Raw genomic sequence first — 12,734 nt, forward strand, 5'->3', positions numbered from 1 at the left:
CTGACGGCCCACTTGGAGTATGATCCCTGCAAGCTGAAGCGCCGCCCCGGCGAAGGCCGGGGTCCAGTTGTAGGACGCTCACGATGCAGGTTTCGCCTACTTTCTTTGGCCTTCCCAACTGGGCCCCGGCCTTCGCCGGGGCGACGGTGGAAATCGGTTCAAGCCGGGTGGATCAAACTTTAGGTTACCGCCTCTCGCAAGCCGGCGATCAGCGCGGCGTCGGGTGGGGCGTGCGCGGCGAAGACCAGACCGACGTCGCGGGTGGCGTCGAAATCCTCGAGCGGCACGCGCGCCACCCCATCGGCGCGGAAGCTCTCCGGCATCACTGTGATCCCCAGCCGCGCGCGGACGTGCGACAGCGCGCGGTCGTCGCTGGTGGTGCGCGCCGGGAAGAACGGGCGGATGCCGCGTGCGGTGAAGAAGCGGCTGGTTTCGGACAGCATCTCGCAATGGCGGCGGACGATCATCGGCTCGCGCGCGATGTCCTCGGCGCCGAGGGAGGTCCGTCCGGCGAGCGGATGCGTTGCGCCGATCGCCAGCGCATAGCCTTCGGTGCGCAGATGCTGCCCGGCGCTGCGATCGTCGCCGTCGCGCAGGATCGTCAGCGCGGCGTCGATCCGCCCGCGTGCGAGGCGTGCGCGCAGGTCGCGCTCGTTGCCCTCGACCAGTTCGACGCGGTCGCCGCTGCGCGCCGCCAGCCAGCGTTCGATCCAGTGGCGCGGGATCGTGGTCAGCACACCGAGCCGCAAGAGCGGGGCGGAGGCGGTGCCGGAAACCGCGCGCTCGGCGGCGGCGAACCCGCTCTCGATCGCGCGGGCGTGCGCGAGCAGTCCGGCACCGGCGTCGGTCAGGGCGACGCGGCGGTTGGTGCGGTTGAAGAGCGTGCGGCCGAGCGATGCCTCCAGCCGCGCGATGCCGACCGACAGCGTGGGCTGCGCGACGTTGCACGCGGCGGCGGCGCGCGAGAAATTGCCGGTGTCGACCACCGCGAGAAAATAGCGGAGGTGGTAGCGGTCGATCATAGACGGTATCTATACCCAGCTTCGGCGTGTTTCAATTTTGCGGGGAGTGGCTGGCGCTGTAGAGGATACCGCACGCGAGCGGCCTTCCTCTCCCGTTCGTGCTGAGCCTGTCGAAGCACGTGTTCCTGGGGCACGCCCTTCGACAAGCTCAGGGCGAACGGGTGGGGGGATGACCGATGAGGCCCGGAAAACGGGCGACGACGGATAGGAGAGAGCGATGGACCTCGATTTCGGTCTGGGCGAGATGGCGGACACGATCCGCGAGACGGTCCAGCGCTTTGCGGCCGACCGGATCGCGCCGATCGCGGCCGAGGTCGATGCCGAGGATCGCTTCGCGCGCGAGCTGTGGCCGGAGATGGGCGCGCTCGGGCTGCACGGCATCACCGTCGAGGAAGCCGATGGCGGGCTGGGGCTCGGCTATCTGGAGCATGTGGTCGCGTGCGAGGAGGTCAGCCGCGCCTCGGCGGCGATCGGGCTCAGCTATGGCGCGCACTCCAATCTGTGCGTCAACCAGATCCGGCGCTGGGGTTCCGCTGAGCAGAAGGCCAGGTATCTGCCGAAGCTGATCTCGGGCGAGCATGTCGGCAGTCTGGCGATGTCGGAAGTCGGGGCGGGGTCGGACGTCGTGTCGATGAAGCTGCGCGCGACGAAGGTCGACGGCGGGTGGCGGCTGAACGGAACGAAGTTCTGGATCACCAACGCGGCCTATGCCGATACGCTGGTCGTCTATGCCAAGACCGATGTGGAGGCGGGGTCGAAGGGGATCACCGCGTTCCTGATCGAGAAGGGCTTCGACGGTTTTTCGATCGGGCAGAAGATCGACAAATTGGGAATGCGCGGCTCGCCGACCGCCGAGCTGGTGTTCGACGATTGTTTTGTCGCCGATGCGCAGGTGATGGGACCGCTGAACGGCGGGGTGAAGGTGCTGATGTCGGGGCTCGATTACGAGCGCGTCGTGCTGTCGGGCATCCAGCTCGGGATCATGCAGGCGTGTATCGACACGGTGCTGCCCTATGTCCGCGAGCGGCGGCAGTTCGGGCGCGCGATCGGCGAGTTCCAGCTGATGCAGGCGAAGGTCGCCGACATGTATGTCGCGCTCAATTCGGCGCGGGCGTATGTTTATGCGGTGGCGAAGGCGTGCGATGCGGGGCGGACGACGCGCTTCGATGCGGCAGGGTGTATCCTGCTCGCCTCGGAGAGCGCGGTGAAGGTCGCGGGCGAGGCGATCCAGGCGCTGGGCGGCGCCGGCTACACCAAGGACTGGCCGGTCGAGCGGTACTGGCGCGACGCCAAGTTGCTCGATATCGGTGCGGGGACCAACGAGGTGCGGCGGATGCTGATCGGGCGCGAGTTGATCGGGCACGACGCGCCGAGGGCGCAATGACCGTTCTGCGCTCGCTGGTCGACACGGGGTCGGCGGCGTTCGCGGCCAATGACGCGCATAACCGCGCGCTGGCGGCGGCGTTGCGCGAGAAGGTGGCGCAGAGCGCGCTGGGCGGATCGGCGCAGCATCGCGAACGGCATGTCGCGCGCGGGAAGCTGTTGCCGCGCGAGCGGGTCGACCGGCTGCTCGACCCGGCGGCGCCGTTTCTGGAGATCGGCGCGCTGGCGGCGAACGGCATGTATGGCGATGACGCGCCGGGCGCGGGGATGATCGCGGGCGTCGGGCGGGTGAGCGGGCGCGAATGCATGATCGTCGCCAACGACCCGACCGTGAAGGGCGGCGCGTACTTCCCGATGACGGTGAAGAAGCATCTGCGCGCGCAGGAGATCGCGCGCGAGAACCGGCTGCCGTGCCTGTATCTGGTCGACAGCGGCGGCGCGAATTTGCCGCATCAGGCCGAGGTGTTTCCCGACCGCGAGCATTTCGGGCGGATCTTCTTCAACCAGGCGCAGATGTCGGCGGAGGGGATCGCGCAGGTCGCGTGCGTGATGGGAAGCTGCACCGCGGGCGGCGCCTATGTGCCGGCGATGTCCGACGAAAGCGTGATCGTGCGCAATCAGGGGACGATCTTCCTCGCCGGGCCGCCGCTGGTGAAGGCGGCGACGGGCGAGGTGATCTCCGCCGAGGAGCTGGGCGGGGCGGAGACGCATGCGCGGCGATCGGGCGTGGTCGATCATGTCGCCGAGCATGACGAACATGCGCTGTTGATCGTGCGCGATATCGTCGCGACGCTGGGGAAAGCGCGGGTGCCCGATGTGGCGGTGGCCGCGCCGCGTGCGCCGTTGCTCGACGCGCAGGAATTGTACGGGATCGTGCCGCAGGACGTGCGTGCGCCCTATGACGTGCGCGAGGTGATCGGGCGGATCGTCGACGGCTCGGAGTTCCACGAGTTCAAGGCGTTGTATGGGACCACCCTGGTGTGCGGTTTCGCGCATCTCTGGGGAATGCCGGTCGCGATCCTGGCCAACCACGGCGTGTTGTTCAGCGAGTCGGCGCTGAAGGGCGCGCATTTCATCGAGCTGGCGTGCCAGCGGCGCATTCCGTTGCTGTTCCTCCAGAATATCTCCGGCTTCATGGTCGGCGGGAAATATGAGGCGGAGGGGATCGCGAAGAACGGCGCGAAGCTGGTGACGGCGGTTGCGACCGCGTCGGTGCCGAAGATCACCGTGCTGATCGGCGGCAGCTTTGGGGCGGGCAATTACGGGATGTGCGGGCGGGCCTATAGCCCACGGTTCCTGTTCAGCTGGCCGAATGCGCGTATCTCGGTGATGGGGGGCGAGCAGGCGGCGAGCGTGCTGGCGACGGTGCATCGCGATGCCGAGACGTGGACGCCCGAGGAGGCCGAGCGCTTCAAGGCGCCGATCCGCCAGAAATATGAAGACGAGGGCAATCCTTATTATGCGACCGCGCGGCTGTGGGACGACGGGATCATCGATCCGGTGCAGACCCGCGACGTGCTCGGGCTCGCCTTTGCCGCCACGCTGAACGCGCCCGTGCCCGAGCGCGCGCAGTTCGGCCTGTTCCGGATGTGACGCGATGATCGAGAGCCTCCTGATCGCCAATCGCGGCGAGATCGCGCGCCGCATCATGCGCACCGCGCGCGCGCTGGGCATCCGCACGATCGCGGTCCATTCCGATGTCGACGCCGACATGCCGTTCGTGCGCGAGGCGGACGAAGCGGTGTGCATCGGCACGGCCGCCGCCGCCGACAGTTACCTGCGGCAGGATCGCCTGCTCGACGCGGCGCGGGCTACGGGCGCGGAGGCGATCCATCCCGGCTATGGCTTCCTGTCCGAGAATGCCGAGTTCGCCGAGGCGGTGGTCGCCGCCGGGTTGGTGTGGGTGGGCGCACCGCCGGCGGCGATCCGCGCGATGGGGCTGAAGGACGCCGCCAAGGCGCGGATGATCGCGGCGGGGGTGCCGGTGACGCCGGGCTATCTGGGCGAGGACCAGTCGCCCGACCGACTGAGGGCCGAGGCGGAGGCGATCGGCTATCCGGTGCTCATCAAGGCGGTCGCGGGCGGCGGCGGCAAGGGGATGCGGCAGGTCGACGCGCCCGCCGATTTTGCCGAGGCGCTGGCGAGTTGCCAGCGCGAGGCGGCGGCGTCGTTCGGCGATGCCCGGGTGCTGATCGAAAAATACATCCTGTCACCGCGCCATATCGAGGTGCAGGTGTTCGGCGATACGCACGGGCAGGTCGTGCATCTGTTCGAGCGCGACTGTTCGCTGCAACGCCGGCACCAGAAGGTGATCGAGGAAGCGCCGGCGCCGGGGATGGACGCGGCGACGCGCGCTTCGGTGTGCGACGCGGCGGTGCGCGCGGCCAAAGCGGTCGATTATGTCGGGGCGGGGACGATCGAGTTCATCGCCGATGCCTCCGAAGGACTGCGCGCGAACCGCATCTGGTTCATGGAGATGAACACGCGGCTGCAGGTCGAGCACCCCGTCACGGAGGCGATCACCGGACAGGATCTGGTCGAGTGGCAGTTGCGCGTCGCGAGCGGCGAGCGGTTGCCAAAGACGCAGGACGAACTGGCGATCACCGGCTGGGCGATGGAGGCGCGGCTCTATGCCGAAAATCCGTCGACCGGCTTCCTGCCGTCGACCGGGCCGCTCGATCGGCTGCGCTTCCCTGACGGCGTGCGCGTCGACAGCGGGGTCGAGGAGGATGGGGCGGTGACGCCCTATTACGACCCGATGATCGCCAAGCTGATCGTGCATGGCGCGACGCGCGCGCAGGCGGCGCAGCGGCTCGCAGCGGCAGCGGCGGGGACGCAGGTGTGGCCGGTGCGGACCAACGCCGCGTTCCTGGCGCGCGCGGCGGCGCATCCCGACTTCGTGGCGGGGCGCGTCGATACCGGGTTCATCGCGCGTCATGCCGAGACGCTGATCCCGGCGGCCGAGCCGTCGGCGGCGGTGGTCGCGGCGGCGGCGGCGTCGTTGCTGCCGGCGGCGGGCGAGACGCCGTGGACCGCATTGCGCGGGTTCCGCGCCAATGCCGCGCCGGCGATGCAGGTCGCGGTGGAGGTGGCGGGGCAGCCCTATGTCGCCGCGCCGGCGCCGTTGCCGGGTGCGGAGGTCGCCGGTGGCGTACTGTTCGCGGGCGGCGAGGCGTGGCCGTTCGGTGCGCGGCGGGCGGATCAGCTCGCCGGGGCGAGCGAGGGCGATGGGGCGCTGCTCGCGCCGATGCCGGGGCGGGTGATCGCGGTGCCGGTCGCACAGGGGCAGCGCGTCGCGCGCGGCGAGCGGTTGCTGGTGCTGGAGGCGATGAAGATGGAGCAGGCGCTGCTCGCGCCGTTCGACGGGGTGGTCGCCGAGCTGAAGGTCGTCGAGGGCGCGCAAGTGACCGAGGGCATGGTGCTGGCGCGGATCAGCACGGGAGACGAATGATGGCCGGGCGGCATTATGACGAGTGGCAGGTCGGCGACCGGATCGTCCATGAGATCCGCCGCACCGTGACCGAAACCGACAATCTGCTGTTCACGACGATGACGCACAATCCGCAACCGCTCCACCTCGATGCCGAGGCGGCGAAGGCGAGCGAGTTCGGGCAGATCCTCGTCAACGGTACCTTCACCTTCGCGCTGATGGTCGGGCTGTCGGTCGGCGACACGACGCTGGGGACGCTGGTCGCTAATCTCGGCTATGACAAACTGGTGATGCCGAAGCCGGTGTTCATCGCCGACACGCTGCGCGCCGAAAGCGAGGTCCATGCGCTGAAGGACAGTCGCTCGCGGCCGGAGGCGGGGATCGTCACCTTTGCGCATCGGCTGCTCAACCAGCGTGACGAGGTGGTGTGCCAATGCCTGCGCACCGCATTGTTGAAGCGGCGCGCGGCATGAGGCTGCGGTCGCTGCTGTTCGTGCCCGGCGACCGGCCCGAGCGGTTCGACAAGGCCGCCGCGAGCGGGGCGGATGCGCTGATCCTCGATCTGGAGGATGCGGTCGCGCCGGCGGGCAAGGCGGCGGCGCGCGCGGCGGTGTCGGCGCGCTTGCGCGCGGCACGCGGGGACGTGGCGGTGTTCGTTCGCGTCAATCCGCTGGGGACGGCGTTGCTCGACGAGGATCTGGCAGCGCTCGGCGGCTTGTCGCCGGACGCGGTCGTGCTGCCGAAGGCGGAGGGGGCGGCGAGCGTTCGCGATCTGGCGGTGCGGATGGCGGCGGCGGAGATCGACGCGCCGATCCTGCCGATCGCGACCGAGACGCCGGCGGCGATCTTCCAACTCGGCAGCTATGCCGGGTGCGGGGTGTCGCTCGCCGGGCTGACATGGGGAGCGGAGGACCTGCCGGCCGCGATCGGGGCGGCGACCAGTCGCGAAGAGGACGGCCGCTTCACCGCGCCTTACGAGTTGGCGCGGTCGCTGGCGTTGTTCGCGGCGCATGCCGCGGGGGTGGCGGCGATCGAGACGGTCTATCCGGCGTTCCGGGATGACGCGGGTCTGGCAAGCTATGCGGCGCGGGCGGCGCGCGACGGGTTCACGGGAATGATGGCGATCCACCCGGCGCAGGTCGCGACGATTAACGCCGCTTTTACCCCGACCGAGGCGCAGATGGCGCAGGCGCGGGCGGTGGTCGCGGCGTTCGAGGCGAGCCCGGGGGCGGGGGTGTTGCAGCTGGACGGCAAGATGATCGACGCGCCGCATCTGGTGCAGGCGCGGCGGTTGCTGGCGCGGGTGTGAGCCTTCCGTCGTTGCTTCGGGACTGCATCGATCGTCGCCGGGTCATGCCAACGCAACCGTTCGCCCTGAGCTTGTCGAAGGGCGTGCCCCGCGACACGTGCTTCGACAAGCTCAGCACGAACGGAGGTTAATCGGGGCCTGCCGAAAAGAAGCGGGACTCCGGATCAGGTCCGGGATGACGGGGTGGGCGGGGAACTCCGCGCCATCCTCCCGCGCTCTGCGGCTATGCAGGATGACGATCTTTCCAAGGCCCGCCACCGTGCGGTGCCGAGCGGGCGGCTGGCGCGGCTCGGCGGGTTCGGGCGGCCGGCCGGCGGGGCCGCGGGCGGGATGCTCGCGGAGGGCGCGCGGCGGCTCGCGGCCGGCGAGCGGCCCAAGGTCGGCGACCTGATCCTGACCCCCGGCAACGCGGCGCGGGTTGCCGATCGGCTGTCGCACCTGCGCGGCGCGGCGATGAAGCTGGGGCAGATGATTTCGATGGACGCGGGCGACGTGCTGCCGCCTGAGTTGCAGACGATCCTCGCCCAGCTCCGCAACCAGGCGTACCGGATGCCGCCGCAACAGCTAGACCGGGTGCTGCGCGAGGAATGGGGCGCGGACTGGCGGCGGCGCTTCCGGCATTTCGAAGCGTCGCCGGTCGCCGCGGCGTCGATCGGGCAGGTGCATCGCGCGACGCTGCCCGACGGGCGGCTGCTCGCGATCAAGGTGCAATATCCGGGTGTTGCCGACAGCATCGGCGCCGATGTCGACAATGTCGCGACGCTGCTGCGCGTGTCGGGCCTGTTGCCCGCGACGCTCGACCTCAAGCCGTTGCTGGAAGAGGCCAAACGGCAGCTCGCCGAAGAGGCGGATTATGTCCGCGAGGGCGCAGAGCTGCGCGCGTACCGCGAGCGACTGGCGGGGGACGCGCGCTATGTCGTGCCGGCGCTGGAGGAGGCGCTGACCACGAAGCGCGTGCTGGCGATGGAGTTCGTCGCCGGGCGGCCGATCGAGGCGCTGGAGGAGGCGTCGCAGGACGCGCGCGATGCGGCGATGACCTCGCTCATCACGCTGGTGCTGCGCGAATTGTTTGAATTCGGGGTGATGCAGACCGATCCGAATTTCGCCAATTACCGCTGGCAGCCGGAAACCGGCGCGCTGGTGCTGCTCGATTTCGGCGCGGCGCGGCGCGTACCGGCGGAGACGGCGGCGGGGTATCGGCGGCTGATCGAGGCCGGGCTGGCGCGCGATCATGACGCGATCCGCGAAACGGCGGTGGCGGTCGGCTTTCTCGGCGCGGCGGCGGCGGCGGCGCATCGCCCCGCGATCGACCGGATCATCGCGGCGATCGACGAGGCGCTGAATCGGCCGGGGCCGTTCGATTTCGGCGATCGTGCGTTCGTGCCGGTGGTCCGCGAGGAAGCCAAAGCGATGATCGCGGATCGCACGACGTGGCACGTGCCGCATGTCGAGACGCTGTTCGTGCAGCGCAAGGTGAGCGGGACGGCGTTGCTCGCGGCGCGGCTGAAGGCGCGGGTCGATGTGCGGGGGCTCGCAGCGGCGGCGGTGGGTTAGATCGTCACCCCGGACTTGATCCGGGGTCCCGCTTTAGGTCGCGACCGTTGGGAAGAAGCGGGGTCCCGGATCAAGTCCGGGCCGACGAGGATGTGTGGTTCGGGGTGCCGGATCAGACCGTCGCCTTGGTCCGTCCCGCCTCGACCGCCGCATCGCTCGCGAGGCGATCGGCACGTTCGTTTTCGGGATGGCCGGCGTGGCCCTTTACCCACTTCCATTCGACGCGGTGTGGCCGGGCCGCCTCGAGCAGCGCCTGCCAGAGATCGGCGTTTTTGACCGGCTTCTTGTCGGCGGTTTTCCAGCCGTTCTTCTGCCAGCCGTGGATCCATTTGGTCAGCCCGTCCATGACGTAGCGGCTGTCGGTCGATAGCGTCACGCGGCACGGGCGGGTCAGCGCATTCAGCCCCGCGATCGCGGCGGTCAGCTCCATGCGGTTGTTGGTGGTCAGCGGCTCGCCGCCGGCCAGTTCCTTCTCGTGCTTGCCAGCGCGGATCACCGCGCCCCAGCCGCCGGGACCGGGATTGCCCTTGCACGCGCCGTCGGTGAACAGCTCGACCTGCGTCAGCTCGGTCATGCGAACGCCTCCGGGTGGGCTTCGTACCAGTCGAGGCGTCGGAGATAGGCGAGCGGGTCCTTGCGCATCACCAGCGCGTCGGCGGGGGTGTGGAGCCAGTCCCACGCACGGCTGAGCAGGAAGCGGATACAGGCGCCGCGCGCCAGCAGCGGCAGCGCGGCGCGCTCGGCGTCGCTGAGCCCGAACGCGGCGGTATAGCCGGCGAGTAGCGCCGCGCCGACCGCGGCGTCGGGATTGTCGCCCTTCGCGTCGAACGTCCATGCCGAGTGCATCACCGCAAGGTCATAGGCGCGCACGTCGGTGCAGGCGAAATAGAAGTCGATCAGCCCGGTGACGGTGTCGCCGTGCATGAGCACATTGTCCGGGAACAGGTCGGCGTGGATCGCGCTGACCGGCAGGTCGAGCGGCCACGCCTGCTCGACGTCGCGCAGCGCGGTGTCGACGCGGTCGAACAGGCCGGGCTGGATCGTGTCGAGATCGCGTCCGCATCGCTCCAGCAGCGGTCGCCATGTCGCAATGCCCATCGAGTTGACGCGCGTCTGGCGGAAGTCGGCGAGCGCGGCATGCATCTCGCCCATCGCGGTCGCCGCGGCCTGCGCCTGCGCGGGGGTTGGGTGCGATACCGACACGCCGGTCAGGAAGCGGATCAGGCACGCCGGGCGGCCCTCCAGCGTCTGGATCACCGCGCCGTCGCGATCGGGGATTGCCGGCGGCACCGCCAACCCGCGCGCGGCAAGATGATCGAGCAGCGCCATGAAGAACGGCAGGTCGGCCGCGGCGACGCGCTTCTCATAGAGCGTCAGGATGAAGCGCGCCGAGGTGGTGTCGACGAGGTAGTTGGAATTCTCCACCCCCTCGGCGATGCCCTTGACGGACACCAGCTCGCCGACGTCGTAGCGACGGAGGAAAGCGGCGAGCGCCTCGGCGGAGACGTGCGTGTAGACGGCCATCGTGCGTGCGTCAGGCGGCGGCGTCGAGCCCGCGCGGTAGCTTGAACGCGATCGTCTCGCGCGTCGTCTCTTCCTCGCGCTCGGTCACGTCGAAGCGGGTTGCCAGCCGGTCGACCAGCTCGCGCACCAGCAATTCCGGCGCGGACGCACCGGCGGTGATGCCCAGCGTACCGACGCCGTCGAGGAACGACCAGTCGAGATCGGCGGCGCGCTGGATCAAGGCGGCGCGGATGCCCTGCCGCTCGGCGACCTCGACCAGCCGCAGCGAATTCGACGAATTGGGCGCGCCGATCACCAGCACCGCGTCGCACGCGTCGGCGATCGCCTTGACCGCCGCCTGCCGGTTGGACGTGGCGTAGCAGATGTCCTCGCCGCGCGGCGCCTGGATGGCGGGGAAGCGGCTGTGGATCGCGGCGACGATCGCGGCGGTATCGTCGACCGACAGCGTCGTCTGGGTCAGGAACGACAGGTTTAGCGGATCGGGAACGACCAGGGTATCGACATCCTCGACCGTCTCGACCAGCGACATCGCGCCTGCGGGGACCTGGCCGAAGGTGCCGATCACCTCCGGGTGGCCGGCATGGCCGATGAAGAGAATGTGGCGGCCGGATTCGACCAGCCGCTCGGCCTGGCGATGCACCTTCGACACCAGCGGGCAGGTCGCGTCGAGATAGTCGAGGCCGCGCCCCTGCGCCTCGGCGGGCACCGACTTGGGCACGCCATGCGCGGAGAAGACGACCGGCGCGCCATCGGGCACCTCGGCCAGTTCCTCGACGAACACCGCGCCCTTCGCTTTGAGCGAGTCGACGACGAACTTGTTGTGGACGATCTCGTGCCGGACATAGACCGGCGCGCCGTGCTTCTCGATCGCCAGCTCGACGATGCGGATCGCGCGGTCGACGCCGGCGCAGAAGCCGCGCGGCGCGGCGATCAGCAATTCCAGCGGGCGGCGGGGGGTGGCGGCGGGGTCGGTGACAGGATCGGCCATGTGGCGGCTCTACGCGAATGCTTGCTCCGGCGATAGACGGTTCCTATGCTGGCGACGACCCGGGGCCGTTTCGCGGCGCCGTATCATCTGTGCCCATTGCCCGGGATTGTGTTTGTGAACGCTCGCCAAATCGCCGCTCCGCTGATCCTCCTGCTCGTGGGTGGATGCGCGAAGAGCGGGGAGATCGATGTTTCCGGCGGGGGTGCGGGCATCACCGCGGTCCGCAGCGCCTGTCCGACGGTCGGCGTGCCCGCGGGCACCGGTGACGTGACGCTGTTCGATCCGCCCGCCAGCCGCGCCGCCACCGCGATCGACGTGGTCGCGACGATCAGCAACGTGCGGTCGACCTGTGACGATCAGGGCGCGGACGTGACGACGCGCGTCACCTTCGACGTGCGGGCGCGGCGCACCCGCACCGATGGCGTGCGCGACGTGACCTTGCCTTATTTCATCGTCGTCACGCGCGGCGGCAGCCAGGTGGTCGCCAAGCGCGTGTCGCAGGTCGGGCTGCATTTCGATGCGGGGCAGGGCGTTGCCACCACCAGCGCCGAGGCGAGCAGCGCGGTGGCGCGCAGCGCCGCGACGTTGCCGCAGGACGTCCGCGACCGGCTGACGCGCCGTCGCAAGGCCGGCGACGAGGATGCGGCGGTCGATCCGCTTGCCGACCCCAAGGTGCGTCAGGCGGTCGCCTCGTCATCGTTCGAGGCGCTGGTCGGCTTCCAGCTCACGCAGGACCAGCTGCGGTACAACGCCACGCGCTGAGCCACGGGCGGCCGAATATTTCCGTCAATGTTGCGGATTGTTTCGGCAGTTCAATCTTTGTGCAAGGTTCGCGTGATTATGACGTGACCGGACGGCAGCCGCGGATCGCTGCCGAAGGAACGTGGACGTGAGCAGCCTGTCGCCGATTGCCAGCCCTTTGCCGAGCGTGCGGTCGATGCCGATCGCGCGCCCGCAGGCGGCGCCGGTCGCGCAGGTTACGGTCGCGACCCCCGCCAAGTCCGCCGCGACGGCACCTGCGGACGACTCGACCGGCAGCCTGATCCGCACGGCCAGCGACCAGCTCGACCAGTTCGATCGCGTGATGGAGAAGCTGCGCAACAGCATGTCGGCGGGCGCGGTCACGTACGGCGGGCGGCCGAGTGTCGGCCAGAGTGGGCAGATCGTCGACCGGCTGGCCTGACGCGGCGGGCGCACGGGGACTTGCCCCCGCCGCCGGCTTCGCTACGGAACGAAGCGTGACCGATGACGACCGCCTGATCTCGCCCGCGCGCCGCGTCGAGGACGTCGACGCCGCGCTGCGCCCCAAGACGTTGGATGATTTCGTCGGGCAGAAGGCCGCGCGCGAGAACCTGCGCGTGTTCATCGAGGCGGCGAAGGGGCGCGGCGACGCGCTCGATCATGTGCTGTTCTTCGGCCCGCCCGGGCTGGGCAAGACCACATTGGCGCAGATCGTCGCCCGCGAGATGGGGGTCGGGTTCCGCGCCACGTCCGGGCCGGTGATCGCGAAATCGGGCGATCTGG

13 protein-coding genes are annotated in these 12,734 nt (G+C 69.7%); 9 read left to right on the plus strand and 4 right to left on the minus strand.

Features of this window, described 5'->3' with window-relative positions:
* Nucleotides 1-179 precede the first annotated feature (179 nt).
* Nucleotides 180-1,022, minus strand: coding sequence for a LysR family transcriptional regulator (locus AADI75_RS14885; protein ID WP_341209789.1), 843 nt, complete (start codon nt 1,020-1,022; stop codon nt 180-182).
* Between the two features lie 217 nt (nt 1,023-1,239).
* Between AADI75_RS14885 and AADI75_RS14890 the strand changes: the two genes are divergently transcribed.
* From AADI75_RS14890 to AADI75_RS14915, 6 genes are all read left to right on the plus strand, one after another.
* Nucleotides 1,240-2,406, plus strand: coding sequence for an acyl-CoA dehydrogenase family protein (locus tag AADI75_RS14890; protein WP_341209790.1), 1,167 nt, complete (start codon nt 1,240-1,242; stop codon nt 2,404-2,406).
* A complete protein-coding gene (locus AADI75_RS14895; RefSeq protein ID WP_341209791.1) occupies nt 2,403-3,998 on the plus strand; it encodes a carboxyl transferase domain-containing protein in 1,596 nt (531 codons plus the stop codon). Before AADI75_RS14890 ends, AADI75_RS14895 begins: the two co-directional genes overlap by 4 nt.
* A 4-nt stretch (nt 3,999-4,002) precedes the next feature.
* Nucleotides 4,003-5,856, plus strand: coding sequence for a biotin carboxylase N-terminal domain-containing protein (locus AADI75_RS14900; RefSeq protein WP_341209792.1), 1,854 nt, complete (start codon nt 4,003-4,005; stop codon nt 5,854-5,856).
* Nucleotides 5,856-6,308: a MaoC family dehydratase gene (locus tag AADI75_RS14905; protein WP_341209793.1), complete on the plus strand. Its 453-nt coding sequence runs from the start codon at nt 5,856-5,858 to the stop codon at nt 6,306-6,308. Before AADI75_RS14900 ends, AADI75_RS14905 begins: the two co-directional genes overlap by 1 nt.
* Nucleotides 6,305-7,144, plus strand: a complete 840-nt coding sequence (locus AADI75_RS14910) for a CoA ester lyase (RefSeq protein WP_341209794.1) — start codon at nt 6,305-6,307, stop codon at nt 7,142-7,144. Before AADI75_RS14905 ends, AADI75_RS14910 begins: the two co-directional genes overlap by 4 nt.
* A 225-nt stretch (nt 7,145-7,369) precedes the next feature.
* Complete coding sequence (locus tag AADI75_RS14915; RefSeq protein WP_341209795.1) at nt 7,370-8,698, plus strand: AarF/ABC1/UbiB kinase family protein; 1,329 nt, start codon at nt 7,370-7,372, stop codon at nt 8,696-8,698.
* A gap of 112 nt (nt 8,699-8,810) precedes the next feature.
* On the opposite strand, the gene rnhA is transcribed toward AADI75_RS14915, so the two are convergent.
* The 3 genes from rnhA to ispH are packed head-to-tail and all read right to left on the minus strand — an operon-like array spanning nt 8,811 to nt 11,210.
* Nucleotides 8,811-9,272: a ribonuclease HI gene (rnhA, locus tag AADI75_RS14920; protein ID WP_341209796.1), complete on the minus strand. Its 462-nt coding sequence runs from the start codon at nt 9,270-9,272 to the stop codon at nt 8,811-8,813.
* Nucleotides 9,269-10,222: a homoserine kinase gene (thrB, locus tag AADI75_RS14925; RefSeq protein ID WP_341209797.1), complete on the minus strand. Its 954-nt coding sequence runs from the start codon at nt 10,220-10,222 to the stop codon at nt 9,269-9,271. The genes rnhA and thrB overlap by 4 nt, the downstream gene beginning before the upstream one ends.
* Nucleotides 10,223-10,232: 10 nt before the next feature.
* Nucleotides 10,233-11,210 carry a 4-hydroxy-3-methylbut-2-enyl diphosphate reductase gene (gene ispH / locus AADI75_RS14930; RefSeq protein WP_341209798.1) on the minus strand — a complete coding sequence of 326 codons (978 nt, stop codon included), beginning with the start codon at nt 11,208-11,210 and terminating at the stop codon, nt 10,233-10,235.
* A gap of 114 nt (nt 11,211-11,324) precedes the next feature.
* Here ispH and AADI75_RS14935 point away from each other — a divergent pair, with 114 nt between their 5' ends.
* From AADI75_RS14935 to AADI75_RS14945, 3 genes are all read left to right on the plus strand, one after another.
* Nucleotides 11,325-11,972: a hypothetical protein gene (locus AADI75_RS14935; protein WP_341209799.1), complete on the plus strand. Its 648-nt coding sequence runs from the start codon at nt 11,325-11,327 to the stop codon at nt 11,970-11,972.
* A 127-nt stretch (nt 11,973-12,099) separates the two neighbouring features.
* Nucleotides 12,100-12,393, plus strand: coding sequence for a hypothetical protein (locus AADI75_RS14940; RefSeq protein WP_341209800.1), 294 nt, complete (start codon nt 12,100-12,102; stop codon nt 12,391-12,393).
* Between the two features lie 55 nt (nt 12,394-12,448).
* On the plus strand, nt 12,449-12,734 hold a 286-nt coding region (locus AADI75_RS14945), incomplete at its 3' end, for an AAA family ATPase (RefSeq protein WP_341209801.1).

It is taken from the genome of uncultured Sphingomonas sp. (assembly GCF_964021865.1).
Taxonomy (GTDB): domain Bacteria; phylum Pseudomonadota; class Alphaproteobacteria; order Sphingomonadales; family Sphingomonadaceae; genus Sphingomonas.